Source organism: Paenibacillus sp. QJM3NY_38, assembly GCF_056173265.1.
The window spans coordinates 6447821-6474120 of record NZ_CM149665.1; the positions used below are offsets into that span (position 1 = coordinate 6447821).

20 protein-coding genes and 2 pseudogenes are annotated in these 26300 nt (G+C 41.7%); 6 read left to right on the forward strand and 16 right to left on the reverse strand.

Features of this window, described 5'->3' with window-relative positions:
• Positions 1–75: 75 nt before the first annotated feature.
• On the reverse strand, positions 76–1863 hold the full coding sequence (locus tag AC0VZ8_RS29950; RefSeq protein WP_475485299.1) for a vWA domain-containing protein: 1788 nt from the start codon (positions 1861–1863) through the stop codon (positions 76–78).
• A gap of 315 nt (positions 1864–2178) precedes the next feature.
• Here AC0VZ8_RS29950 and AC0VZ8_RS29955 point away from each other — a divergent pair, with 315 nt between their 5' ends.
• Genes AC0VZ8_RS29955 through AC0VZ8_RS29965 form a run of 3 tightly spaced genes read left to right on the forward strand, consistent with a single transcriptional unit; the run spans position 2179 to position 5197 of the window.
• Positions 2179–2331 carry a hypothetical protein gene (locus tag AC0VZ8_RS29955; protein WP_164817485.1) on the forward strand — a complete coding sequence of 51 codons (153 nt, stop codon included), beginning with the start codon at positions 2179–2181 and terminating at the stop codon, positions 2329–2331.
• Positions 2324–3259, forward strand: a complete 936-nt coding sequence (locus tag AC0VZ8_RS29960; RefSeq protein WP_475485300.1) for a hypothetical protein — start codon at positions 2324–2326, stop codon at positions 3257–3259. Before AC0VZ8_RS29955 ends, AC0VZ8_RS29960 begins: the two co-directional genes overlap by 8 nt.
• A gap of 15 nt (positions 3260–3274) precedes the next feature.
• Positions 3275–5197, forward strand: a complete 1923-nt coding sequence (locus tag AC0VZ8_RS29965) for a hypothetical protein (protein WP_475485301.1) — start codon at positions 3275–3277, stop codon at positions 5195–5197.
• Positions 5198–5396: 199 nt separating this feature from the next.
• Here AC0VZ8_RS29965 and AC0VZ8_RS29970 read toward each other — a convergent pair whose 3' ends face one another.
• The 14 genes and pseudogenes from AC0VZ8_RS29970 to AC0VZ8_RS30035 all read right to left on the reverse strand — a co-directional run bounded on the left by AC0VZ8_RS29970 (position 5397) and on the right by AC0VZ8_RS30035 (position 23519).
• Positions 5397–6527: a LolA family protein gene (locus tag AC0VZ8_RS29970; protein WP_260068171.1), complete on the reverse strand. Its 1131-nt coding sequence runs from the start codon at positions 6525–6527 to the stop codon at positions 5397–5399.
• A gap of 4 nt (positions 6528–6531) precedes the next feature.
• A complete protein-coding gene (locus AC0VZ8_RS29975; RefSeq protein WP_475485302.1) occupies positions 6532–8010 on the reverse strand; it encodes a HAMP domain-containing sensor histidine kinase in 1479 nt (492 codons plus the stop codon).
• On the reverse strand, positions 8010–8747 hold the full coding sequence (locus AC0VZ8_RS29980) for a response regulator transcription factor (RefSeq protein WP_475485303.1): 738 nt from the start codon (positions 8745–8747) through the stop codon (positions 8010–8012). The genes AC0VZ8_RS29975 and AC0VZ8_RS29980 overlap by 1 nt, the downstream gene beginning before the upstream one ends.
• Positions 8748–9398: 651 nt before the next feature.
• Positions 9399–9595 (reverse strand): annotated as a pseudogene (locus AC0VZ8_RS29985) (GNAT family N-acetyltransferase); the annotation flags it as partial.
• Between the two features lie 961 nt (positions 9596–10556).
• Entirely contained in the window at positions 10557–11567 is a 1011-nt protein-coding gene (locus AC0VZ8_RS29990) for a hypothetical protein (protein WP_332295859.1), read from the reverse strand.
• Positions 11564–12760 (reverse strand): hypothetical protein, encoded by a 1197-nt coding sequence (locus tag AC0VZ8_RS29995; protein WP_332295860.1) that lies wholly within the window; start codon positions 12758–12760, stop codon positions 11564–11566. Before AC0VZ8_RS29995 ends, AC0VZ8_RS29990 begins: the two co-directional genes overlap by 4 nt.
• 226 nt (positions 12761–12986) lie before the next feature.
• Complete coding sequence (locus AC0VZ8_RS30000; protein WP_332295861.1) at positions 12987–13712, reverse strand: type II toxin-antitoxin system PemK/MazF family toxin; 726 nt, start codon at positions 13710–13712, stop codon at positions 12987–12989.
• A gap of 402 nt (positions 13713–14114) precedes the next feature.
• On the reverse strand, positions 14115–15779 hold the full coding sequence (locus tag AC0VZ8_RS30005) for an ATP-binding protein (RefSeq protein ID WP_332295862.1): 1665 nt from the start codon (positions 15777–15779) through the stop codon (positions 14115–14117).
• Positions 15766–17994: a hypothetical protein gene (locus AC0VZ8_RS30010; RefSeq protein WP_332295863.1), complete on the reverse strand. Its 2229-nt coding sequence runs from the start codon at positions 17992–17994 to the stop codon at positions 15766–15768. Before AC0VZ8_RS30010 ends, AC0VZ8_RS30005 begins: the two co-directional genes overlap by 14 nt.
• A gap of 9 nt (positions 17995–18003) precedes the next feature.
• Entirely contained in the window at positions 18004–18843 is an 840-nt protein-coding gene (locus tag AC0VZ8_RS30015) for a TnsA endonuclease N-terminal domain-containing protein (protein ID WP_332295864.1), read from the reverse strand.
• Positions 18824–20710 (reverse strand): TnsD family Tn7-like transposition protein, encoded by a 1887-nt coding sequence (locus tag AC0VZ8_RS30020; protein ID WP_475485304.1) that lies wholly within the window; start codon positions 20708–20710, stop codon positions 18824–18826. Before AC0VZ8_RS30020 ends, AC0VZ8_RS30015 begins: the two co-directional genes overlap by 20 nt.
• Before the next feature lie 50 nt (positions 20711–20760).
• The gene (locus AC0VZ8_RS30025; protein WP_028405095.1) at positions 20761–21948 is read right to left on the reverse strand and encodes a TnsD family Tn7-like transposition protein; all 1188 of its coding nucleotides are present in this window, start codon (positions 21946–21948) and stop codon (positions 20761–20763) included.
• A 114-nt stretch (positions 21949–22062) separates the two neighbouring features.
• Positions 22063–22524: pseudogene (locus AC0VZ8_RS30030) on the reverse strand (TniQ family protein); the annotation flags it as partial.
• Positions 22521–23519, reverse strand: coding sequence for a DGQHR domain-containing protein (locus AC0VZ8_RS30035; protein ID WP_028405096.1), 999 nt, complete (start codon positions 23517–23519; stop codon positions 22521–22523). The pseudogene AC0VZ8_RS30030 and the gene AC0VZ8_RS30035, both read right to left, overlap by 4 nt.
• Before the next feature lie 138 nt (positions 23520–23657).
• Between AC0VZ8_RS30035 and AC0VZ8_RS30040 the strand changes: the two genes are divergently transcribed.
• The 3 genes from AC0VZ8_RS30040 to AC0VZ8_RS30050 all read left to right on the forward strand — a co-directional run bounded on the left by AC0VZ8_RS30040 (position 23658) and on the right by AC0VZ8_RS30050 (position 25484).
• Positions 23658–24017 carry a helix-turn-helix domain-containing protein gene (locus AC0VZ8_RS30040; protein WP_084046671.1) on the forward strand — a complete coding sequence of 120 codons (360 nt, stop codon included), beginning with the start codon at positions 23658–23660 and terminating at the stop codon, positions 24015–24017.
• A 133-nt stretch (positions 24018–24150) separates the two neighbouring features.
• Entirely contained in the window at positions 24151–24582 is a 432-nt protein-coding gene (locus AC0VZ8_RS30045; protein ID WP_007127449.1) for an HTH domain-containing protein, read from the forward strand.
• Positions 24583–24617: 35 nt separating this feature from the next.
• Positions 24618–25484: an IS3 family transposase gene (locus AC0VZ8_RS30050; protein WP_244152659.1), complete on the forward strand. Its 867-nt coding sequence runs from the start codon at positions 24618–24620 to the stop codon at positions 25482–25484.
• Positions 25485–25561: 77 nt separating this feature from the next.
• On the opposite strand, the gene AC0VZ8_RS30055 is transcribed toward AC0VZ8_RS30050, so the two are convergent.
• Positions 25562–25741, reverse strand: coding sequence for a hypothetical protein (locus tag AC0VZ8_RS30055; protein WP_028405097.1), 180 nt, complete (start codon positions 25739–25741; stop codon positions 25562–25564).
• Positions 25742–26300: the final 559 nt, after the last annotated feature.

Sequence of the window (26300 nt, forward strand, 5' to 3'; positions counted from 1 at the left end):
GGCTTTAAGAGGTTGTTCAAAAAGTCCGCTTTTGATAAGAAGTGAATCAGGAAACAGCCCTTTTGAACGCGCACATTAAGCCAAATATTCAAATAATATCGTTTTGTCCGCCTGCTGCAGGGAAACTCTCAGCCGGTCTCCGTTCTTAAGCTCCGTGCCATTCGATGCATCCAGCGCGCGGCCGGATTTCTCAATCACGGCTGAAGAATTGTTTTTAAGTATAATGCGGTCATTCTTGCCCGGCATGAACAGGATCTTCTCGGTCTCCTTCAGCTCCGGTGCAAGCTGCAGAAGCTGATGCAGATTGAACTTCCCTTTGAACGAAGTCAGCTTCTTGTATTGCGGGAATGTCTTCTCGCCGGTGTTCTCGTCCCTGATCTCGATCACGATCTGACCGACAAAGCCTTTGTTCGCTCTCTTAATCGCGCCGAGTATGAAATATGCAGCCGCTCCAACAAGGAGCAGCGCCGCGATGCCAATGATTACGGGCCATAATGGAAAAGGTTTCGCATCCTCGCCCGCAGTCATCTCCTTCCCACCGCTTCCGGAGCCCGCGGCTGCCGCTTTTGCACTTATCTTCACAGGCGCGCTTTCGCGGTAGAAGCTCTGCTCCTCCGCCCGTACTCTCAGCTCGTAGTCGTGCTTCTGGGGAAGCTTGTAATTCCCTTCAAAGCTGCCGCCTTTGTTCTCAAGTTCGACCTCTGACTCGTCACCGGTATCCAGATCCTTAACCAACAGCTTGGCCGTCATATTGCCATACTGTTCCTGATCCTGCAGCTTCTGTCCATTGCTGACGAGATGGGCCTTAATATCGATCGTGTCTCCTGCCTTTACCTTTGAAGGTGGCGGAGGGTCCATGATCAGCTCCAGATCGTAGCTGAACACGAGGTTAATGTCGATTTTATCTTTAGATACGCCCTTCACCTGCAGCTTCCAGTCACCTTGCTGCGGCTTCAGCAGCTTCAGCAGCGAATAGGAATTGGAGGTGGATCGCAGTACATTGGCTGAAGGAATAGTCTGCTCAGCGCCGGCAGGATCAACCAGCTTCACGTCCACGGGGCTTGAAGACATAATGGAGATGTTCGCCTCCAGCACGTTCGCATTCGGTACATTGACCGTGACTTCCTGATAGCTTCCATTGCCGGTAATCGACTGTACCGGAACGATCTTGAGCTGCTGGTGGCTGGCAAAAATCTCGCTTAATATTTGCGGAAGGTCATCCGCCGAACTGGTAGTGAAGGATTTGCCCCCCGTTTGGTTTGCCAATTCAGCCAACGTTTCTTTATTCAGCTTCCCGTCGGCATTCAGCCCGATCGTATAAATCGGGATGCCGCTTCCCTTGGCCTCCTTGACAGCTTGATCTAACTGGTCTGACGCTTCCTGGCTCGTCTTGCCTGTGTTTGGATCCAGGTCATTGTTACCGTCGGCCAAAACAACGATCATCGGCGCATGCGCCGGGTCCATTCCCTGCTTCAGCACTTTCACCGCTTCATCGAGACCTACTGATATATCGGTGTACGGGCCGCGATCAAGCTGATCGATAAACTCCTTCAGGTCCGTTTTATCCGCCTCCGACTGAATTTCAAGCAGGGCTTTCTCCCGCTGAATCCGATCGGTATAGGAAACAACGCCGACCTTGTCGCCGGTGGTGGCCAGCATATCGATAAACATCTTCATCGCTTCGCTGCTGATCCTCTCCGGATCACTGTTTTTCATCGAGTTGCTGGCATCCATCACCAGTACGGCATCAATCTTGGAGCCTTGCGAGGCAGCCACTGCCTGAGGCATGGTTCCTCCGCTCCAGGTCAAGATCAGCAGCATCGCTGCCATCAAAGAGAGCAGCCATTTATTTTTACGTAACATTGAATTACTCCTTCATCCATTTAGTCTAGCATCAGGTGGATGCCTCGGTTCGTTTGTCAGACCATGAGTCTAACTGTAGGCAATAAGTCTTAAAATTACATGAAAAAAAGCTTAAAAACAATAACGGGAACATCCATTTCTCTGGTGTATTTATATAGAAAATACCATGCTAATCACTAAAATATACCAGCACTATGTCCATATGATATAATTATACCTGCCAAAGTTCAACATAATCAGTCGTACCACCCGGACTTAGGACACAAGCCTCACCCGCCATTTTCGAACAAATATGATGCCGAAAGGAATAGATATATGATTACATACGGATGTCTCGGGATTTTGTTTCTTTTTGTCATCATCAAGATCACGGCCTACTTCAAGCGTAAGAAGAACGCCCCGACACCGGAGCAGCTGCATCAGACTCTGCTTGAAGTGGCCAACTCACAGAGGGAACAGCATGGATAAGAAAAAACCCGTACAACTTCGCCCCTATAATAAAACGAGATATGTCTACCAAAAGTTAAGGGTTTGCAAACATTGCCACCATTTCACGATTCTTTGGGAAGACAGCTGCGCTCACTGTAAACGCAACGCCCTTGTTCCCGTTATGGAACTTGCAGAGAAAATGGCCAAGCGTTCCATGCAGAGTGACCGACTTCTCTTCTATATAATAGGGCTCTCTGCCGTGCTTCTTAGTCAGACCTTCTTGCAGATCGTGATCTCCTTTGCTTGTATGGTGGCCCTGCTTGTATGGTTATGGCTGATCCAGCGGCGAGTGCTGCATTCCGAGACCTTGCACGCTCTGGACAAGGTTATAAGAAGTCAGCGAAAACAGATTCTTGAAGGCCTTGACCTGAACAAAGCGACGGCTTCTGCCGCCATCAAGGAAGATGCCCAGCTAGGGTATGAAATCGTCAGGGAAATTGCCTTTTTGGTCCGAAATGACCGCATCCGTCTTCAGCAGATCGTCCTCCTTCAAAGCTTCAGCCTGCGCAGTGATATGGAGCTTGAGCTTGAGCCGCTGCTGCTGGATGAGTTTGATCCGGACTTAGCGGCCTATATCGGTGAAATCGCCAAAATTAAACGTGAGCTGATTAACAGTAAAGCCATCCGTTACCTGCTCGCTCATGAAGCTGATATTTTGCGAATGGAGCATGGCAGACAGATTATGATCGACGCCGCCGGGGCAGCGGTACGGAAGAAAAAATATATCGATACCTTCCCTGATTTTATTAGTCGCTATGCGGACGGACTTCCGAGATATCGCTTCCTCCGCTTGTATCAGATCGTACGCCGCAATCCCGGCTTGTCGTGGAACGGCCTGCGGGACCGGGTGTCGGCCATTTATAATGAACACTACCGCTCGGACCCTGATTTTCAAAAATGGGATTAGAGGGGCTATACCGTTATGACGATGAAAAACACGCTAACCCTGCGTAATTTGTATCTTTTTTTATGTATAGTCCTTCTGCTGCTGATCGGATATAAGGGAATTCATATCTATCAGAAAATCGAATCGATGGCGCAAGCAGAGCTATTGTATGCTCAGAAGAAGCTCGTTCAGGCAGAAGAATGGTATCAAAAAGCGCGAAATAATCACTCCCTTCTATATAAAGAAGAGCTGCTTGCCTCAAGACTGCAAGAGCTTGAACCCATTACTTCCATGAAGCAGAGCCTTTCCTCGCTTGATCATCGATTGAGCCGGGTCGGGGAAGCAGGCGATTTTTCCGGCTTTATGAACGTGTATGCCGAATTGCTTGACGCGGAGCTGAAACTTGCCGGGCAGCAAGGAGCTTATGCTTCCTACTACGATGAAATTGCTGCGTTTTACGGAATCCCCGACGATGTGAAACGGATATTCCTGCAGTTCATTGGTTTGTTTAACCGTCAGGCCGACGAACTGCTTGAAGAGCAGCAGTATGACGACAACAGCTTCAAATGGAATTTGCTCCGTATTCCCGATTCATTCTACGGCGGAGAGAAGCAGAAGAATGACAAGCTGCTCCGTTTGTTCCAGCGTTATGACGAAATGGTTCTAACTCGTCTGGCAGGAGCCGGACAGTATACCGACCTGCTAAGTTGGTCGCAATCCATGGGTTCCGAATATGCCAACCGGACAATATCGGCTGCCTGGTTGAATAGCAAGACCGATGAACTCGTGTATACCATGCTGCAAAAGGATGTCCAGCGAGAGCGGCCCTCCGATTTTGCTTCGCACGCCATGGGGTATCATGACTACCTGGAACGGAACGAGCGGAAGAACGCGGAAATCATGGCGTATATTCAGAATCAGATCAATCGGTGGATCGCAGCGGCTGATGGGATGGTACAAAGTCAGAACTACGAGGAAGCGGTAGCACTCTATGATGCGCTGTCGGGATACCAGGATATGAGCGGTAAACTGCAAGCTGCCGAATTGGCCTGGACGATCCACGATCCGATTCGTTTGTTTCAAACGGCGGGGCTCAAAGGCAGCTTCAGCTACGTAAGCGGAGGCGGGAATCGCTTCGGAGGATTGGCCTATGCCATTGGAGTCGATGAGGGAAATATCATCTATTTAGCGGTCTTGAATGCCGATGAAACGGTGCAATTATTCCAAAACCATGATTACCCGTCCGACATCGCCATTCAACAGGTTTCACTCGAGGAATCGCTTAGCACCGCGAATCATCCGGCTATCCTAGTGGAGGGCGATGCGGGGGCCGGTCTGGTATTGTATTCTGCCTATGAAGCCAGAGATGCCAATCTGACGCCGCTGTTCCAGTTCACGGCGGAAGGCTACCAGGTCCAGCCGGATAAGTCTTTGCTGGTCACCAATCTGGAAGGAGCAAGCCCGGACGAGATCGCCATCTTCGAGCGTCAGGGAGACCAATACGGATTCACAGGATATCAGGTTCATTATACCGACATCGATATCGCTAATATCGAGAAGTATCCGAATGAGATGGTTCGCTTCTCTGTCCATATCCTGGAGGGTGGCTATGGCGAAGTCATTGCAGAACGCGATGGATACCATGTCATTTTAAGAGGGGATCTGGATTTCCCAGCAGGGAGCGCAACTCTAATCGGAACGTTCAGTGGCGAGTATCAGCAGCTGGAGATCCCGGGAAGCCAGAGTTCCACTACTTCAAATCCCATTGAACCGGAGACCGAGCAGGTTGACGGACACAAGGGAGACACTATGGATGATACCGAAAATCCAAGCGACGCCGTCACTACCGAGGAAATCAATCCGGGTGATCTCCAACAAGACCATAACGGAAGTAGTGACAGCACCGTAATCGGTCAGATCACGCAGGTCCCTGTCATTCAGGTGGAATCGATCGAGTAAGTATAACAAAAAGGCTGCGTCCCTTATCTTCAGGGGCACAGCCTTTCTGTTATAATTATAGATATCAATCGTTATAGGATAATCCCTCCTTAAATTTTGAATGAATCCAAATGCGAGAAACCCTGTGCCTTTGAGCAAGTACAGGGTTTCTGATTATCGGACGGCGTAACTCTATAGTTCAATTTTAATTACATACATGTTACTCAGGTCTCGTGTCTGTCAGTAGTTCTGCCCATTCAAGAAGCTGATCCACCTTATTTTGGGTACTTTGTTGCGCAGCCATCAGGCTGTATCTCAGGCCCTCCTCATCCCAGCTGATGACTTCGATTTCTTTTATATATTCCCCTTTGTGACCTCTGACGATCACCGGTTCTCCAAACTCTTCTTCCTGATCCTCGTTCTCGGGAGATTTGAACACGGACAGACTTAAAGGTGTCTTCCCTTCCTCCAGATAATTTATCATCACTTCGGTTCGCTCCAACTCTCCGCTACCTTCAAACATTTCCACAGATATTTGATTGAAACGTTCGGCAGGGAGCTGCAAGAACGAGTGGCCTAGAGCCGCCTCTGCCTCTTCAACCGTCACGGCTTTCGGACCGAAGTCCTCCATTGAGATCATTTCAACATTCTCCGGAAGCTCCAGTTTAAATGTATCAGTAGTAAATTCCGGAGATTCATCCAACAGCTTATATGCGAACTCAGATGTGATATCTCCTGTTGTGACTTTGGATTTAACGACCATCCAGTTTTTGGCATTTACCCAGTACTCCTGAGAACCAATCAACGTGCTTTTACCCTCTTCAAGCGGAGTCGCCTTGATATGATATACGTCATTCCCAAGCCACTTCTCTTTCGCCACTGGTTCAATGGAGTGGGTACTCCGCATGCGTTCAAGCTGGCTCAGCATTTTCTCTTTTGGAGAACTTTTAAGGGGCCCAACCACCTCGGCATCCATAATATAAGCTGTATTTCTGGCTTTCTCATAGACAATGATCTGATTACCATCATTCACGGACACACTTTGATCGTTTCCCTGTGTAGCGATCTCGTTACGCATATTGCCGTTCTCTGCGTTATACCATTCTTTAATCGACATAGATTCCGTTCTCTTATCTCCTTCGATAAGGTTCATCTCAGCTTCGGCATAGTAAGAGAAGGGCTTCTTATTCTCTTCAATGGCTTTTTCCACCATTTCTTCACCCGTATAAGCCAATGCTTCTCCTGTCTGACAGCCTGTCATCAGTGCACCTGACAGTAGAGATGTCCCTAGAAGGAAAATCAACTGTTTTCTTTTTAATATGTTTCTAACCCTTTTCTTTGTCTGTATCATATTCTCAACTCTCCTTATCTGAAATAGGCAATCCGCATATGACGAGCGTTCCGTACGGCGCCTCTGATAAAAGCATAATCGTTCCTTGGTGTTGTTCAATCGCCATTTTAGCAATGGTTAACCCAAGCCCGAAGCTGCCTGAACCCGCTTGATTTCTGGAAGTTTCCCCTTGATAGAAAGGTTCGTACAGCATCGCCTGAATTTCCATGGGGATGTGCTCTCCATCGTTCTGAATCAACAACAGAATTTTCGCTTTTTCTTGATTGAAGTGCTGATGCACAACAGATTTAAACGGTGGGAATACCCACTCCGGAATCTCAAAACAAGTGGATACTGCGCCAAGGTAAAGCTTTCCTCCCTCTGGCGTATACCGGATAGCATTGGAGATCAGGTTATCCATCATCCGCATCATCAGTTGAGGATTTAATTCTAATTCACCGCTAACTGTAAGAGTTGATTCCAAATGTATGTTTTTAACCGATGCGAGAGGTTCATACCCCTCCAGCAGCATTTCCATGAATTCCGAACTGTCCACCTTAACGTGCATTTCCTTTGTTATTTTGGATTCCAAGGAAGCATATAAATTCAAATCATCCAACATATGCCTCATCCTGTCGGCCTGTCCGATCATGAGCGCAAGGTATTCCTGACTTTCCTCTCTTGTTAACTTTAAATTACCGAGCTCTTCAGCATAGGCCCGAATGGAAGTGAGCGGTGTTTTTAAATCATGGGACAGAGCAGCTGTCATGAAAGCTTTCTCTTCCTGCTGCTTTGAAAGCTTTTCACGCGAAGCTTCGATTGTCTTTCTCATTTCCACAAAGTGATTCATAAGCTCTTCCATCTCACCACCGCCTCGGTATACAGACTCAGGCACCGGTTCCCTTAAGGCAAAAGCTCTCATTTGTTTTGTCAGCATACGCATCGGTAAGATCAACTTACGCCGGGTGAGCAACAGAACGATGATAAACAAAGCCGTTATAAACAGGCACAGTAAGCCAGCTACCCATAGACTCCGATGTCTTACTCCTTCTTTCCACTCATTCCTGGCCAGCGTGATCCGGTATATTCCTGCGATCTCACCATCAACGAACACGGGTTTTTTCATCACATAACTTCGCGGATTGATTTGCGTCTGGTACAATTTTGCGTACAGACTCTCAGTGGTTTGAACAAATTCCGTATACTGACTGTCAATCATCGATGAGTAAATAAGCACGCCGTTTGGGCTAAATAATTCAATCTTTAAAGCATCACTCGTCAATGCGTTCAATTCGCGCTCGTCCCGGGTAGAATTGAAATGATAGAGTTCAGGTTTTTGCAAATATGTCTCTGCTGCAGATATCTCCTTCGAGGCTGACATGTAATCGGCGAACGAGCGTTGCTCATCCAGTTTCCCAATAAGCTGGTACAGCATGATTCCGGCTGCGAGGGGGAGCAGCATGAGCACTAGAAAAGCAATAAGCAACCATGTCCTAAGCTTCATTATAAGAACTCACCGATAAAACGATAACCGCTGCCCCACACCGTTTGAATATATCGGGGTGTTCGTATATTTTCTTTAAGCTTCGCCCGCAGGCTCTTAATATGCACAGTGACCGTATTCCCGCCGTCCACTACTTTTTGCTGCCAAACATGTTCATATAGCTCGCTTTTACTAAAATGACGCCCCGGATGGGTGGAAAGCAACAGTAGCAGTGACCACTCCTTACTTGTAAGTGCCAGCAATTCATTTCCATACATAGCCTGTTTCAAAACTGGATCAACGGTAAGTCCACCCCGATAGCATAACAGGTGAGATTTCCCTTCCTCGCTCCCTTGGTATTTCCGGAATTTCTTCAGGTGGGCCTCCACCCTTAAAGTAAGCTCAGTCAAGCTAAAGGGCTTGGTGATATAATCATCCGCTCCGAGTCCAAATGCTTGGATTTTGCTCTCGTCTTCACTCCTCGCACTCATGATCAGCAAGGGAACTTCGCTTTTCAACCGAATGTTTTTGCTCAGTGTAAAGCCGTCCATTTCCGGCAGCATCAGATCTACCAAGACGAGATCATATTCTCCATTGCAGAAATCCTCCCAGCATTCCAGCCCTGTTGTTGCCCACGTTACCGCATAATTCTCACGGCGCAAATGATCTCTCACGACCCTACCAATTCCGGAATCATCCTCAACGATTAACAGATTGCCCTTATGTTCTTGATATTCATGGCTGTTCTTCTGCTCCATGCTTTATCCTCCCCTTGCTATCCATTCTAGTTCGATTTACTGGTGGGTTTGAAAAGTTAATAAATTCTTTATAAATCGAACAATTGATTCATAAATATCTTGATCAAATCAAAAAACCGCTTTTTTCGCGGCTTTGGAAGACAGTATTGTTATTTAAGTATACTGGGCCAACCTGCAGTTTCGCCAGCGAAGCTGCAGGTTGGAGTTAGAAAGGAACAAAATCTACTATACATCCTTGATATTATTATATTCGTATCGGATGGCCCATTTTGTAGGAATTTCAACGAATACATAGATTTACAAGCAATGATTTTCCGGTATCTTCCCTTCTCCATTTTGGTTTCCATAAGACGGCCTATAGCGAGCCGTCCGGTAAATCCCTAAAAACGACTAATGGCTTCGCTCTCTAAAATAAAGGGCGAAGCCATTAGTTATTAATGTTTTGATGTAATTCTAGCTGATCCTAATTTCATTTTAAAACAAAGTAGCCGTTTGACATTTATATCTTCTGATACCAACTCTATTGTAATAATGCTAACTTTATTGTCACCAGAAAAGAGTGTTCGTTTGGAATAAAGGTTGATCATTTCCTAATCGTGTTGCTACATAATCCGAATTATGCATTGACTTCTATTTTATTTTTCACAAGTGTTATTCTGCATAATTCAGTTCAAATTCTTCTCTTGTCATCCCATAACAAATACCATCATAATAGGCACCTTAAGCGAAAATGATATTCCTTAGTCCGTTGTATTTAATTTTTGATAAGAAAGTTCCAAAAAGAAGAAGCGAAGACCCATCAAAATCATTTCTGTGGCATATCCTTTGCCTCTATATGATTCAAATAACGGTCCTGTCCAATAAGTAACTGCCATTTTAACTTTTCCCCCGTTATTTGTATTTCAATAATTGAAAACCTGTACATTTTAAAATAAAAATCCCATTTCATAGGTGACGCAGTTACACGGTAACGGATTCCGTATACGTCTCATTTCCATGCCATGGATAGCTTATCCGGGTTAGCTGACAATCGATATGGAGATCAAGAGGACAGAGGATCCGTAATTTAGATGGAATCGGCCCATTATGGAGTTCACGCGGACACAGGATCTGCTATTGGACCACAACCACGGGTTAATCCACCAAATAACTCGTAATAGCGGATCTCTTGTCCGCATGTTGCTGCGAAATGGGTAAGAACAAGGAAATAGCGGAACCAGTGTCCTCAAATATCTTATCTCGATAGACAATAACAATGCCGGTGGCGATATCAAACTTAGGATTCTGTACACTCCCCCTCTATAAGAAAAGCCGAGCAAATGTCAGGAAATAACCTGCATCTGCTCGACTCTGATATGACTTTCCATTGCTCAATATAACTTTAATTTGCTATAACATTATATTTGCATTCTACAAGGGTCGTCGTGAATAAGTTAAAAATTCTATGTAACTGAACCTTCATGCAGTTTCTCATTTTTTTGTCGTCAACACAGAATTAAAGTTTGTAACCACTCTTTTTCAGCAGGAAAATAAAAAATGTAACTAGCCATCCTTGAGAACGTGTCTATTCAAAATCGTTGAATACTCGGCAAGATTCTGTGCTTCTTGACTAGCTACTGGGTTCCGGGTTAAGTGCCACCAATAGTCTCAGTTTTTCAAAAAACAGTCATATTTACCATGTATTTCTTTCGTTGATGCTTTAGATCTGTCGGTCACTTTGCTTCCATTAAACTAATGAACAAAAGTGAAGAAATAGTTTTTTCATCTCCATACGGCTAAATCTTAGTCCATTTCTATTCCAACGATTCTTTAAATATCTTCTTCCATTAACTCATCTAGCACCATCTGGTCAAGTATTCTTACCGATTCTTGGGCTAAATCGTCTGGAGCCCCTGTACGAAAATAGGAACGCACTTTTTCAGCAATTTTTTGGTCGCTTTTATTAAGTTTGTACTCCCCAGATTCATACATCACACTACAGCCTCTTTTTTTGAGTTCTTTTACTATTCCACTCATATAATATTTAATTAATTCTTTTACTTTGGTTCGAGGAGTTTTCGCCCATAAATCCCATATAGGTATTAGCTCTTTACATATTTCCTCTATGGAAAAATTTATATCAGCGAACTCAATATACGGACAAATTCTAGCAGCAATTATCATTCTGAGATTTTCCTCTACAACTTGCCTTCCATATTCATCTTTTAGATTAACCTCAGGATCTAAAGGAATTATAAATGGCAATGATTCTTTTGCAACACAAATTTCCTTATAATGACCAGTTTCATCTTTAAATAATAAAGTAATTTCACTATCATCAACACTTATCCCACTAACTTCATATGGGAAATAACTAAAATTTGTTTCAGTAATAATTTCTGATATGTCACTCAATACCTGACAATAAGCTTCAATGTGCTCTCGATCTACAGAGTACAGTAACTTACTGTTAGAAGACCTTGTAATACCCAAATATCTACTCAGATCACTATCGTTTAGGCATAAATAACCAAAGGCTTGCCGGTTGTCTCGATCATTTACGTCAAGGGAGATATCTTTTAATTTACATTCTACTATAAGTAATTGCCTATCTGTGCTATGCTCAAAAATCAATTCCGGTACAACAACTGAGTTAATTTTTGTACCAATTTTTTGAATAACCTTATGCCTAGGTTCTACAGGAACTGGCAACTCCAGGGAGATATACTTGAGTTTATAACCTTGTTTATAGAAATACGGGTTAACATGTGAACTACTCGAATAATTCATACTTAAATGTATAAACAAATTTAAATGATGTAAGGCTGAGAACGTTGTCATTCAGTTAGTGACCCTCTCATAAAGTAATCATAACTTTGATCACCAATAAAAACACTTACACCGGGATCAAGATACCGTTGAATATTTGTTACTAGTCGATGAATTGTGTTTCCGCATGTACCTGTAGGCAATATCACCACAAATTCTTCTCTGGATAACTCTAATAAGACCTTCTGCCACAAGTGTATATCTGTTCCATAAATATGCACTTTATTATCGTTAACCCAGATAGGCTTGCCAAGGATTCTAAAGGGCTCCTTACCTGTACGAAATGTATACTCAATAAAATTGTAGAACACATGCTCTTTTAACGAACGAGAAAATTTAAATACTATTGGGCTGCCTTTTATCGAAAGTCCTTCCGTCTGGTCATTTTTGTATGTATCAAAGTTAATCCATGTTGTTTGCTCTATAGCTTCCGTAATTTTTTGGTATTCGATAATTGTATTATTAATTTGATATCTGTGATCCTTAAAGCTTTCAGACCTATTGGTTACTTTACCATTCCGATAAAAATCATGTCCGCCTTTTCCAACATAACTAGGAAATCGTAACAAACCCACAGAATAAAATGCAGGAAAAAATTCACGAACTCCATTAATCTTAGAGTTTAGTTCTGCTAACTCCTCAACTAAGGTTATAGCGGTGACCCTTTGGTCATCATAACTATTTTCCTCGAAATTTTCCATATCAATCTGGTGAGAATAACGCTTACTCATTGTGTTATTATCAAAATAACCATCAAATTCAAATTTCATCTTTATATACCTATGGGGCGAGTGATCTCTTTGAATCTTTTCCCAAAACAAGTCAAATAACTTTCCAGATATCCAAAGACTGTCTAATAACGGAATTTGCTTAACCAAGTTATTAGTATAAGCATCAGAGTGTTGTGCTTTATCGACAGAATATAATACAGAAAAGCGCGAGTTTATCTCCTCAATGAACCCGACAGTTTCTGATCCCTTATCCAATTTAAGCATTGCCTCATCAACTTTACTGACTTCGTAGCCTCGTTGACTGTATATTTGCTCGGTATCAATTCCTTTTTGCTTAGTGAAGGTTTCAAAAATATATGATTTTAAAAGTGTATTCACTGTTCTGTTTGTGTTCAATTGCGACTTGATATCTGATGCATAATCATCAAGATAGGAAAAGATTTTTTCTCTCGAATTGAAATTCTTTTCCACCATCACACATTTACACCTCGATAAAAATTAGATTTTATAGTAGCACAACAGCCTTCACCTAAAGGTGAAGGCTGTGTTTGCGCTCAATTGCGCGGGACGCTAAGGTCCAACAAACCACTTTTTTGATGCAGGCGCTCGATTGCGCGGGGCGCTGGGGCCCAAAATATAACATGAGTTACCTCGGTACAAATTATACACTAATTTCTCCCAATCTTCAAGCTCAAGTTTGTTAAACAGATTGTTCGAATTTCTCAAGTTTTTTCAGTAATTCTTCGTTCAGTTTCTGAAGCCGATCTAGTTCTGCTCGAGTGTCTTGGTGCTCCTGTTGTTCCTTCTCTAAGGATTTAGTAACAGCATCGTGTTTTTTATGGGTTTCCGGTAGAAAATATTGGATGATTTTCTGATCAATCTCGTCTAATTTAATATCTCTGATTTTGCTTTTTGTACCGTCAGGCAACTTATGTTGAAAAATTACTCGTCTTTTATCAATCACTTGCAGCGAATCAAGGCACACCCCGCAATCATGCTTCAATCCATCAGCTACGTTAAGGTCAACAGTAAAAGCGCTCTTGTCATTAAACCGAGGTGTAGAGACCGGTGCAACCAACATCCATCCTCCATTGTTGCCATTATAAGAACCATCATAAAGGACTACGCAAGGATGGGCAAAGGTTAGCTCTTTATTAAAATGCCCAAACAATTCTGCCTCCACAACATGCCCTCTTGATAAATGGTTATTAAACCATTTTATCGTACGAGTATCTTTGTCTTCCAAATATTTTTGTAACCCTACCATCCACTTAATACCGTAATCCAATTTGTAATCAAGCATAACTCTATACAACCGATCTAATGCCTCACGTATAGCAATAATTGTTTCGGCATCAGTTTTTACAACAGGCAACGGAGAAATACCTTTAAGTGCCTCCAATTTATCTTTAAACAACTGCCTCATCTTAATTTTTTCCCCCAAGCTACGTCAATACTCATACCAAAATATTCGACAAAAGCTTGCAAATCCCTCCCCCTTATTTTTATTAAATTTTCTAATAGTACGGCTCAATGGAAGAACACTTATTCCGCCAAAAAGTTCAAGGGTGTGGTATGCACCACACCCTTGAAGACATCATTCTATAGTGTGAATTTATTCTTAATTCACTTTTATCCCGTCTGAATAAACGAAACCACAATTTAACTAAACGTCTCCAATAGTCCGGTAGCGTTAGATCATCTGGAAAGAACACCATCAATCATTGTGCGTAATGATCAACAGTTGTATTTAAACGTGGTTTCCATTGACAAGAACACCAAGCCTACATGACAAGCCACTGTAAACATCTTTTTGGCAATGTAGTAATTAAACAAATTCATCAAAACTTGCCGTTAGCCCCGCATCCTTCAGCGATTGTGCAGCAGCAATATCCTTCTTTAGACCTTTATTAACTACAGTAACCGCATCTGTTTCCACAGACATTATGTCTTTTTTTAAGTTTCTTTTTTTACTTTTTCCACCAACTTTAGATTGAGTGCCTAACTTGCTCGCTTTCTCAGCATACAATTTCTTTAATTCCATTACATTAGTAAGATCGGTATCAAGTATTTCACGCCCAAGTTTCTCCGCTTCTGCCGCACCTAGTCCCAAAATTTCTCCAAGCTTCATGAGCTCAACTAAGAGGTCCATATTCTCACGTAGATTCTGAGCCCGGCTATGCTCAATTGCCGCCTTTCCATATAATTGAACAGGTTCTTCAGCTTTTAATACGTAGTGATTAATGGATAACCACTCGGGCTTAAGGTCCTTAATCCTACTAAGCCTATCTTTGTCACCACTTCTTAGTGCTCGGATCATTGGTTGAATTAATTTCAAGTTTTCACTAGCTGCCTTTTTGATCATTTCAGCAGTTATTTTTTCCTTTTTCTTAGCTATCGCTTTCCATTGAGCATGCATAAATAGTTTAATAGCAATATCCAAAATCCCTTGGGATTCAGCATATAAAACATTACTCAACTCTACTGTTCTCTCCGCAAAGTGCTTAGTCCACTGGTACTCCCAAATCGAATCCAGCAGAATCTCCCACTCTTTCCCTTGTGTTAGACGGTCAAGCACCATATCTCCCATACCTGTTGCTCTTCTTGCTTGGGCAAACACGCTCTCAAATAGATAGGTAGCTCTTCCCGTACCAATAAGGACAACAGGAATACCCAATACATTAACCAATTTGGTGAAAAAGTTAAGGGTCCGTTCTTCTCCACCGGTCCTTGATAAATTTAAATTTTGTATTTCATCGATTACCAGTACACCTAAGCAATGCAGTGCCGCGATTTGAGCCATGGATGCTGTTAGAGTTTCCGCTGTGGAACGCTCCTTCACGTGAATACTCGTGTAGTTCTCTCCAAGGATAAGATCTATCGTATGAAAGAAATCAATACACAAGCTCTTTAATGAACCATCAGAGGGACATTCTAGCTTTAACCAATTGAGTTGCTTCAGCATCCCCATCCCTTTGATGCTCTTATGTAGTATCACCTGAGGATAAGAAAGCAAGGTTTTCTCTACGGAAGTCGATTTCCCAATCCCGCTTGGGCCAATAATACAAAACCCATTTGATGTAGGCCGATTGCCAATGATGTTGTATCCCTCTTCATTCGTTCCCCTTTCGAGCAGATTATGAATCCCTGTTGAAAACTGTCTTTGAAAAATCGGCAATGACGGATTACGTGAAACATACCCCTGACGTATCATTACTGAAAACCGGGTCTCCATATCAAAATGGATCGGTAAGGGTTGCAAAAAGTTTTGCAACTGATAAACACAGTGCATTCGGATATGTGCCGGCCAATCCCGCTGCGATGGATCAAAGTCAGGGTACTGGGCAAAAGTGCTGATAACCTCACTGGCAGCCCTAATAAGTGGCTGTGCCTCTATGAGGGGGTTTCCCTTGTATGCGGGCACCTGTTGTTCAGAATAATTTGCCGTGACTTGTGTCCCCATTAATACAGGCTTTCCTTCAATTCGTTTCATCCTTCTTCCTCCGGTCGATTTCCTTCTTGAGAAGAGCGAAGATTTCATCTTCCTCTTCCTTGCTCACTAGCTTGTCTGCTGCCTGGTCATTCGGTTCCTCTTGCCTAAACGGTACTACCTTTCGATTAGCCTTTACCTCTGCTTCTTCACCAAGTTTCCAAATCACTTGCGATTTACTCTTTTGATCAAGTCTATTCTCATCCGTCATACGGAAAATTTCTGCCTTGGATAAATCCGGATCCCGCAATGCATCCGTTATCTTCGTTTCCTTATCAATGATTGGGTCAATTGCCGCAAACGTTTCAGACTTTAATGCCTGCTGCTCAGTCTGACTCTGTTGTATATTAGCCCGTTCAGAGATATGGAGTATTTCAACTTCCCTCTCACTTAACCCTTTGAAATGTTGATGATACTGGGGTAATAGATCGCATTTGATAAAATTCAGACCATCTACACCTGGCAAGTAAATATAATCAAGATTTCTTGGATCATATTTAATTTTGATGGTCCATACCCCACTGTTTCGGGCTTTTTCAAACCATCCTTCCTCTATTGCCATCTTACATGTATAGCCTAACCCCATTTTTCGAAAATAAATGCCTCTATCATAGGTGACCGAAGCAACACCATCGGGCAAAAGGTTCAAACGAATGATATCTTTTGGCTTATCGTGTAACCCAACATAGCGATGCTTCATACCCCAATTCCATAAGTTGATTGGAGTAGGTACCAAACCAGCCTTCACCATATCCTGATCTAGAGGATAGTCTGGCAAAATAGAGTGATTATACTCTCTAATCAAGTAAATGATAATTTGGGTATAAGCTTCCAAAGAAAGTTTAGCATCAAGCCTATAATCTTTCTCACCGCGTTCTGGAACTCCCTTCTCTACTCGGCCTGGTACCATTCGAGCCCGATTATCCATAATGCGAAAATGCTGCTCAACAAATGGTTTAAAATCTCCTCGATAAGGCGGAGTATTAGAAATAGCCACCCCTAAGTTTTCGATACAATCTTCAACATAATCACTTTCGAACTCACCACGGTCTGCTAAAAGACGTCTAGGCAAATAGAGACTTGGCCATTCTTCTATTGTCATGTTAATTCCAAATTGCGCACAATAATCAGCTTTATTCGTACTGGCATTCTCCAGGGCTATAATTCCCGTACGCCAGCTCATGTGATTCATACCGACTGAAAATCCAGCAACTAATCGACTAAACACATCTTTTACATAGTAGACAATAGGTTTACCTATATTTAAACGATTAAGCGAGTGAACTAAATGGTAGTTTCCAATCGTGGCGTCGATTTCATATTCAGAGCCTGGGCCAAAAGCTCTAGCCGAGGCATTTCCTGTAGCAGACCTTTTAGTTAGATTAAAATTCCGCTCGCCGTAACGTTTCTTTAATGATTCTCTTACCTTTCTCTCTTTATAGTAGTAATATTTAAATTGTTCAAATCGGGGTAATGTTTCACTAGGAGGGAGGATTGGAACCTTAATACCATTTTCATAAACATAACCTATATTGTAAAACTCATATATCATACGATCGTAAGCATATTTTAATGGGTTTTTCTTTCTTGTGTGATAATGCCTTGTAATCGCCAAACGAAACAATTGAAGATCTTCTTCCGTAATATTGACTCCTACGATATGGTTTGGATCAAGCAATGTTACAGCAGGCTTTCGCCCCCGTTTAATCCCGGTCTTTGACACGCGAGATTCTCCAGGACCACCGCAGTTTCTAAAGTCGCATAGTAACGCTGTTTTCGTTTTCCCACCCAGCCAATATTGCCGTAGTTTGCGATAAATTTGTGTTTTATGAACTTTTACATTTTTAGCCTCCATACTAGCAATGAATTCGTTTATCATTGCGCCACGAAGTCTTGGATCATAGATATCCGGCTCCTCCATCACGAAGTCATGTATCAACGCCCACGCTTTGTCACGAGATTGAAGGTTTTTCTTACTTGGTTCTTCCATTGACACAATCTGGCTGTAGGGATCAACTTCAAGGATTCGACCCTTTATTGACGAAAGGTCTTCTTCTATACTTTGGTACCTTGTCCATTCAGGAAGGCTGGACTTGTTATCCAAGTTAATGATTGCGACCTGTTGCTTATCTGGCGATATCCATAATATTCGCTCTGTTCTAATAACTCTTCTCTCGTCATCAAAGTATTCAATAACTTTGTTTTCTATAATCTCCATAGTGCCCTCCTAACCTATTTCGGGCAGTTTACGTAGTTGATGAGATGACAGAACGCTTTCAGAAATCTCTATGATTTCCGTTGGTACTATTTTTTTATACATATCCACCTTCCAACGTTTAGTCGCAAGCATGTGCTGCACAATAAACATAGATGCTCCCGTGGATAGGCCTGTTTTATCATCAAATTCAATGGTAATGGCAGATAAGGGCTTATTTCTTTTCAAAATCTCTGTTAGTATATTTGGAGCTAGAATTTCAATAAGTGTTTGATTTAGATCAGCTGGAGCAAATTCGAGATCCCTAGATCGATGTAGCCACTCCACATTATGTACAAAAGCGCGCGGGATTTCACGGTCGGTAACAACTCTCCAGTCAATTTCTAGTTCTTGGTAGTAACGTTGTTCGATAGTAAGCTTCTCAACAGTTCTTATACTTAGATCGCTCGCATGTTTCAACGTACGTGCACATTGCGAGTCTTCTCCTACAGACAACATAAAGTCAGTTGTCATCACGATTGGCTCCTGAGTTTTTGGATCCTTCGGATGATTAATACCTAATTCCTCTGCAATTTCTATTGTTCTTTGCAAAGGTAGCAGTGGATATTGTTCTCTTATATCCGTTATTTGATCCGCCCAATCCATCATATAAAAATAGGATCGCTCGAAGTTGGACATGAAATGATGAATCCTTCCGACTGTCCAACTTTTTATTCTTGTAACTACGCCGTTCGAAGGCACATCGTGGATTGTTAACCATGGCTCATAATCTTTACCAAAGCCTTGTCCTCTGCCCATTTTTATCCTTCTTTCTATTTTAGCTTTTGTCCAATCACGATTTCTCTTGGCCATTATTTTTTCCCTCCTGCATCTCATTAATAAATCTAGTTATATGATTCTGAACCGTGATAGAGCAATCTTGAAAAGGCAAAGCATATTTAAGAAAATTCGAAAGCGATACTGCTCTCTGTTCTCTTATTAATAGATTTGCTGCTATTGGAATCCTTCTGATTTGATAGGCTTCATAAGATTCAGTCAATTTCTCTAAAGTTTCTACTGTCATTGGTAACTTTTCTTTATTATTTGCGATCCTTTTCTTGTCTAGATTAGATAATTGTCCGAGAATTGTGTACGGCAGAATCCTCCTCGGATGATTTTTTTTGTATAACTCGTCCACTACTCTAGTAATCTCTTTTGAAAGCCGTTCGTCTACGGTCGGCCAATTTATTGAGTTATAATAGGATTCTTTTTTTCTACTAGGAACATTATTATTAACCCAGTCAGGCTCTTCTTTTATAAGCTTGTAATACTTCTTACCAATTATTGAGGCGATCTCATTCCTTTTTAAGGTATTGTCGTTCATCACCAGCTCAACAATTTTTTCCTTTATATCTCGAAATGGATCAGATGATGGCGGACTATGTTTTATGCCTTGGAGGTCCATCTCCTTAGCATATCTAATTTGATTTCTTACATATCTGACTGTTTTACCGAGTTTGCCAGCTATTTGAGTTAAATCTTCCTTCGAATCTGCTGCGGAAATCAATGTTTCACGGAATAAATCGCCATGATCGACAATATGAACATCACTCGTGTCCGTATACTTTGCATATTTACAACCACAGTTTGGACATATAAAAGATGCGTAGAGGCGCTTTCTTCCCTTATGACTGCTGAAATCCGTTCTACACCGAGTAATAACTCCCACATTAAAACTTTCGCAAAAAGGATTAATACATTCCCACGGGCCGTGTCCCCAATATAAGGGGGATTCAAGAACCGGCAGCTCATAATTTATAAATCCTTCAGCAGAACCATATAGAAATCTCATCAGTAAAAGGTTTATAAGAGGATTTTTCTCTCCCGCACCTCCGTATGAGAAAGAAATCCTTTTACTTAAATACTCCTCAGTTACTCCAATTTTCCCCAAATCATCTAGCTTATAATAGGAAATTAAGTCCTTATATATGTCCTTGTTTTTATATTTCTTTTTCTCCCCCATCAAATATCCTTTTAACCATAGTACCGTGTCGTATTTATGTTTTGTTACAGCTTGAGGGTGATTCGTAGCTTGTAGTAATGTTATACAATCTATCGCTAAATCATATAAAAACGTATTAACTTCATTTCTTTCTGTTGTTATAGGTGTTGGAGTCCTTCTACAATGGGGACAAGTATCAGAGGTTGGTTGATATAAATTACGAAAATCAGCTAATAGTTGATTGCAGAATGGACAACTCTTAATTAAATAAACCGAATGCAAGGGACATATATGAACAAATTCGAATTGATGAACTCGATGAATATAGCTCTCCCCGAATTCAGTGGTATCGGAGATAAGGCACTGTGGACAAAACTTATAATTTTTTTCGTAGAGAGAAATTAAATATGTTCCAGCATGATTATTTTTTTTCTTATAGAGCATGGACTCAAGAGTTAACTTTTCTAGATCCGAAGGTAAGAATGGATAGTATAGAGGGAAAAAGGTATGATTAAATATGATATCTTCTGCTGTCATAAAGTAATTCGTCTTTTCTACGAATAGACTCAAATTACTTGGGTAAATGCTAGGGTAATGCGAAGTAGATTCAAAAAAATCAATTAGTATTCCTTGAAACGAATTTGATGCCGCTGCACCGACTCGTGATTTATAACGAAATAACATGCTTCGAAAATCTTCATCAGGGTAACCCGCTGGAAAAAATGCCTTTTCTCCCATACTACCTCCTATTAAATTGACAATTTAATAGGTAGTATGCCCAGAATTGTTTATCTTAAACCTACTAGTTCAAGTTTTAAATAGTCTTGAACTCTACTTGAACATTTGTTAGTTATAGATGCTACCCTCCTCACCTTCCACTCCTTCAATTCATTAGTTTCGCTTAATAGCTTAATAGCCCAATCTATTCTTCTTATCTGAAAGTCCTCTATACTTTCAGTAAATCGATGAATTATCCTACTGGTTTTAGGCAACTTTTCCGGATAGTACACGATTGAACTATGGAGTTCTGCTTGTTTTATAAGTTTACTTTTAGTGATTCGCGTCGGCTTTGCCTGAGACAAAAGCTCTTGAACTGATATAACTACTCTTTCACTCATTTCACCATCTCTCTTCTGCCAGTTTACCCTTGATGTATTTTTTGTTATTAATCTCTGTTTTAGTGTTATTCTCCTCATAGGAATAGCAGGTGGTAGTTCAATTTTTTCTTTCCGAATTCCTTTGAGAAATCGAACAAAGGTTTTGGGATCTACACCTAACCGTTTGGCCTTCTGTCTCAGTGAAAGATCAGATTTTAAAGAAAGTTCTTGGGCTGCTTGTAACCAAACAGAGCCGAATGATTCTATCCTTCCCCTTTTATATCGATCCTCAGGGAATAAATCTGGCCCAGTCCTAATGTAGACAAAGCCACAATCACAGTGGAAATGGCCTGTTGGTTTCTTTGTCTTGCTGCCTGTTGTTACAGTACAGTGTTCAACAACAGACTCCAAGTAGTGTGAAGCTGCTTTGTTTAGGCAAGGCCAAGGTGAATCACCGAAGGGCCTTGGCTTTCTTAAACTTCTTACATGGTCTAGAGTAACTCCCAAAAATTTTAGTAACAATATATGTCGCAATGGATGGCAGTTCTCTTTACTTTTTCTAATAACTTTATGCAGCCACGAATCTCCATCCCCTTCTTTGATGTTGCTTTTAAGTTTTGTGAGGAATAATGGGCTATAAAATTCCATAAAATCAGAAATTAATAGCTTAAATCTTACTCTACCAGTTGGAGTCATATATCCTCTTTCGTCCAATCGTTCTAGATATAAAGCTCTCATGGTGTTCTTATTTAAGAACTCATCATACTGCGACTGCAACAGCTGAGAAGATCGCTTGGCGATATCAAGAAGTAATTCTAAACCACTATCTTCAATCTCCTCTATTCCACCCAGTTGATATACAGTATTCAAATCAGTCAAATTATGCTTACCTCTTGATGTAGATGAACCTATTTTAGAATTAGTAAGTAATGAGCAATGATCGCAACATATGCTTACACCGGGTAGTTGATGGACTCTTCGCCAGTATGTTACCCCGTGAGTTTCTAAATCATTTTCCACACATTTTTTGCAAAATCTAAGATATTTAGCTTTAGGTATCGAACAGGCACTTATGCCAAGTGACATATGAATTCTACTTCCATGTGTACTGGATAACATGTATTTCTGTATGCTACGTGCAGTTTCTTGGGGAAGAAACGGGTGATAATAAGGGTAAGTTGTGTGTTTTAATATCAATGTTTCAACATTCATACCACCATGAGTCAACTTGTCACAAAAGTACGAAAGATGACTTGGGAGGTCTGTAATTGCACAGCAAGAACGAACGCCAAATAAATTTTGGATATGAGATTTTTGAACCTTGTTCCCAATGTTACGCTGGTACCTCGCACAAGCGCTGTATAGCAGTTCGTCTTGGTACATTTCTGGAAAATAACTAAATTCCATACCTTCACTCCCTTCTATGATATTGCTTATTAGAGATACAAGATTCATGAGTTCTTTAGTGCTGCAGCCAAAATATCACTCGCAAGTATTCTAGACCCGCTGATCCCTTTTAGGTATTTCAATGGGCCATCGGCGCCCCATTCTATTCCTTTTAATCGTTTTACACACTTCAAAATAAAGTTGTAATCCACTTTTCCAGGTTGCATGGTTAACGCTGTAGAGAAAATCTCAGCTCCAGCAATAGCCAGTGCATTAAGGCAAACAATGTGTGTTAAACGATACTCTTTGTAATTAAGCCATTCTGCATTAAATTGCTCTTTAATCGCATTAAAATAAATTAAGCTGAATGTAAGCTTTTCATCTTTACTCAAGCTTGAAACCACATCTGGTTTGGTTAAAAACTCTAATACTTTATAAAGATTTTGGAGCGTTATATGACGACCTGATACCCTTTTACCAGTAACAGTCCCAATGAAATGAAACGGGCTATCTCCTCTTGTTATCAGTTCTGTAGCAACCCAACTATTCTCATCGGCATGTCGATGTAGGTACTTACTTAAAGATGTGCCAATACCTTTTGCTTTTGTATTAATCGTATCGAATAGTTCAATTTCTTCATCTTCATCAAGATAATGAAAAGCTAAAAATGGGACATTGATTTCTGAATTTGTGTCTTGTGTATAGCGCTTTATTCCACCTAAGCGATGCTGCCCATCCATCAGGGATGCCTGACCTTTGCATATTAAACGTCCACAAGCGGTTCGCGATTTGTCATAAGGGTTAAATTCCCACTTAGATTCTGCATTTAATAAGATCGGTGTAAACAGTGCGTTTTCTCCTTTGGAGAGGTATAAGGCAAAATCATTACAACGTTTATTATCCACCGGTCTTTGGTAGCCCTTCCCAGATGGATGATCGTATGGTTTTACATAGGTAATTTGTATTGCTGAAGAAGCTGAAACATTTCCGAGATAAGCTACCTTACCACGCATTTTATATTGCGTAACATTCTCTATAACTTGGTGATGGGGCAATGATGTCATTTGTTATTTCTCCTCTTATAAATGATTTTCGTATTTTAATTTTAGGATATATATATCCTATTTTCAATTGGAATTATGTAGTTAATTATTCTTCAATCCCTCCACAAACTTGCCTACTCTTAAATAGAGGTGGCATGGATGTCAAAACTATATATTCAGGTAGGAAAAAAAATTAGATTATATCGGAAGGCAAGAAGCCTAACACAAGAAGAATTAGGAGAATACTTAGAGATTGATCAGTCTTATTTAGGAAGAATTGAACGAGGGGAAATTAATATTACTTTAGATACACTTTATAAAATATCTAAGGCTCTTCGAATACATCCTGCTCAACTTCTCGAGGATGAAAAACACGTAAGTGATGAGGATTTAAGAACTGAAATTTTAGATAAAATAGATACATTATTAATACCTTTAACAAATGATGAGCTTCAGAGGGTACATCGATTACTAATAGAAGTATTAGAACTAAAAAATACAAAAAAAAGCAAACGTTGAATTAATTTAGAACACAAAACACCCTCATTGAACTAATTGAACTGTGACCCATAAGATGGACACTTTGAAAAAAGTGACTTCTTGTGGGTCATTTGTGTTTTAATCAAGGTATGTGACGAGGAGTGATACGAGAATGGGGAAGTTGAAACGGGTGCTCTTTACCGAGGAGCAAATGAGGAAGCTGGAGGAGAATCCAAACGTACACCATGTGACCGAGGCGGCCATTACATACACACCTGCATTCAAGCTGGAGGCGCTGAAAGCCTACAAGCAGGGGCAGACACCTTCAGAAATCTTTATTCGTGCCGGCTTCGACCTGGACGTTATTGGTCATAAGAAGCCCAAGGACAGCTTAAAACGGTGGCGTGAAACCTTCGAACTGTACGGTGAGGAAGGTTTGGCTACAGAGCGGCGCGGTAAGGGCAGTACAGGGCGCAAGCCAACTGGTCAGTTGTCAGCCGAAGAAGAATTGAAACGGGCTAAGGCCCAGATCAAACTGCTTGAAGCTCAAGTGGACATGCTAAAAAAGCTCGAAGCGCTCGATCGGCAGAAGAAGAAACGCTGACGCCCTCCGAGCGCTATGAGATCATAAATCGCACCATTCGGGCATATGGCCTGAAACGAATGACACGCTATCTATGCGAGCTCGTGGAAGTAAGTCCAAGCGGCTATTACAGGTGGCTGGGGACGGAAGAAGATCGTCAACTTCGTGCTGCCGCCGACGAGCAGGACATCCTTCTCATCAAGCAGCACTTTGACGCGCTCCGCGGCAAAGCAGGTGCGCTTGTGATTAAGATGCGGCTGGAACAGATAAGCGGCGTTGTCATGAACCACAAGAAGATTCGCCGGCTTATGAAAAAGGCAGGCTTGGTAGCCGTAATCCGTCAGGCGAACCCCTACCGCAAGATGGCTAAGGCAACTCAAGAGCACAAGACGTGTCCGAACCTGCTGGAGCGAAAGTTTGACCAAGGCGAACCTGAGAAAGTGTTTCTCACTGACATCACTTATTTGCGCTATGGAAGCGGACACTGGGCATACCTTTCCTGCGTGAAGGACGGGGCGACCAGGCAGATCCTTGCCGACAGCGTGGCAGCAACACTCGAGCTTCCAATTGTCGAGCGGACGCTACAGCGTCTTTTAGAGCGATTAGATGGAAACATTCATCCAGAAGCGATTCTGCACTCCGACCAAGGGATGCACTACACGCATCCTAAAACCCGTCTTCTCATTGCTAAGGCAGGATTTAAGCAGTCGATGTCGCGCAAAGGCAATTGCTGGGACAACGCCCCGATGGAATCATTCTTCGGTCACTTGAAAGACGACGTTGATTTTAGCGATTGCCAAACTATTGATGAAGTGAGGGTGCGAGTGAAGGAGTACATAAGCTACTACAACTCAGAACGATACCAGTGGACATTAAAAAAGATGACCCCCGATGAATTCAGAGGTCATCTGCTTGCTAGCTAAGCTCTAGGCGGTTTATTTCAAACTGTCCACAAATCGGGTCACAGTTCAAATTATGAGGGTGTTTTATAAGATTAAAATCAAAAATCATCTGAAAGATCTAATACTCGATTACATACATCACATTTAACTTTAACCACAAGACCAAGTCCTGTAGGTATAAAAGTATATGCATATTGCGCACCTGTTACATCAGTCGCTTTGCAGGAGTCCCATTCATTTATTTTTTTCTTCATTTGCTCATTGATTATAAATTTCATTCAATCCTCCAGAAATAACATTAATTTCTTTATCTCTATTTTATTATATGTTTTTTACATATTCACTATATTTGAGTCAATCCTAAATCCCCCAGTATTTTATTATTGATCCATTGTTCCTCGTATATTTTCCCAGTTCTTCTTTTGAAAGTTGTTTTAGAATGTTCTCAAACTCAATCATGATAGAGGCAGCGTCCATTGAGTCAGGGTAACCGACTTTATCGAATGCTGCTATCAATGAGCCTCCGCTTTGTTCCCCCTCCCTTCTGGGAGTTATTTTTCCCGCTTATCGGTGGAACAATTTGAATGGTGGCTGCTAACAGTTTTTTCTTGGGGTAAGGGCCGCCCTGTTCATTGATTTCCTGCTCAAAATGAGATTCGTTGGCTGCATCTAGGCCTAGTCCTACACCGACTGTTAAATCTTCGATTTCTCGACTGCTCCAGCAACCTGTGGTCAAGATGAGTAGCAGAGCTATAGCGATCAGAAGCGAGTATTTGATTCGTGTTCAATCAGGTTTGGCTCCTTTCTTGTGGCAAAACTGGTGAGCAATGGCAACGG

Bases quoted from the DNA above. Each gene is read 5' to 3' on its own strand.
- AC0VZ8_RS29955 (WP_164817485.1), top strand. From the start codon at position 2,179: ATGATTACATACGGATGTCTCGGGATTTTGTTTCTTTTTGTCATCATC.
- AC0VZ8_RS29990 (WP_332295859.1), bottom strand. From the start codon at position 11,567: ATGACAACGTTCTCAGCCTTACATCATTTAAATTTGTTTATACATTTA.
- AC0VZ8_RS30040 (WP_084046671.1), top strand. From the start codon at position 23,658: ATGTCAAAACTATATATTCAGGTAGGAAAAAAAATTAGATTATATCGG.
- AC0VZ8_RS29995 (WP_332295860.1), bottom strand. From the start codon at position 12,760: ATGGTGGAAAAGAATTTCAATTCGAGAGAAAAAATCTTTTCCTATCTT.
- AC0VZ8_RS30000 (WP_332295861.1), bottom strand. From the start codon at position 13,712: ATGAGGCAGTTGTTTAAAGATAAATTGGAGGCACTTAAAGGTATTTCT.
- AC0VZ8_RS30015 (WP_332295864.1), bottom strand. From the start codon at position 18,843: ATGGCCAAGAGAAATCGTGATTGGACAAAAGCTAAAATAGAAAGAAGG.
- AC0VZ8_RS29960 (WP_475485300.1), top strand. From the start codon at position 2,324: ATGGATAAGAAAAAACCCGTACAACTTCGCCCCTATAATAAAACGAGA.
- AC0VZ8_RS29975 (WP_475485302.1), bottom strand. From the start codon at position 8,010: ATGAAGCTTAGGACATGGTTGCTTATTGCTTTTCTAGTGCTCATGCTG.
- AC0VZ8_RS29980 (WP_475485303.1), bottom strand. From the start codon at position 8,747: ATGGAGCAGAAGAACAGCCATGAATATCAAGAACATAAGGGCAATCTG.
- AC0VZ8_RS29965 (WP_475485301.1), top strand. From the start codon at position 3,275: ATGACGATGAAAAACACGCTAACCCTGCGTAATTTGTATCTTTTTTTA.
- AC0VZ8_RS29950 (WP_475485299.1), bottom strand. From the start codon at position 1,863: ATGTTACGTAAAAATAAATGGCTGCTCTCTTTGATGGCAGCGATGCTG.
- AC0VZ8_RS29970 (WP_260068171.1), bottom strand. From the start codon at position 6,527: ATGATACAGACAAAGAAAAGGGTTAGAAACATATTAAAAAGAAAACAG.
- AC0VZ8_RS30005 (WP_332295862.1), bottom strand. From the start codon at position 15,779: ATGAAACGAATTGAAGGAAAGCCTGTATTAATGGGGACACAAGTCACG.
- AC0VZ8_RS30020 (WP_475485304.1), bottom strand. From the start codon at position 20,710: ATGGGAGAAAAGGCATTTTTTCCAGCGGGTTACCCTGATGAAGATTTT.
- AC0VZ8_RS30035 (WP_028405096.1), bottom strand. From the start codon at position 23,519: ATGACATCATTGCCCCATCACCAAGTTATAGAGAATGTTACGCAATAT.
- AC0VZ8_RS30045 (WP_007127449.1), top strand. From the start codon at position 24,151: ATGGGGAAGTTGAAACGGGTGCTCTTTACCGAGGAGCAAATGAGGAAG.
- AC0VZ8_RS30010 (WP_332295863.1), bottom strand. From the start codon at position 17,994: ATGGAGATTATAGAAAACAAAGTTATTGAATACTTTGATGACGAGAGA.
- AC0VZ8_RS30055 (WP_028405097.1), bottom strand. From the start codon at position 25,741: ATGAAATTTATAATCAATGAGCAAATGAAGAAAAAAATAAATGAATGG.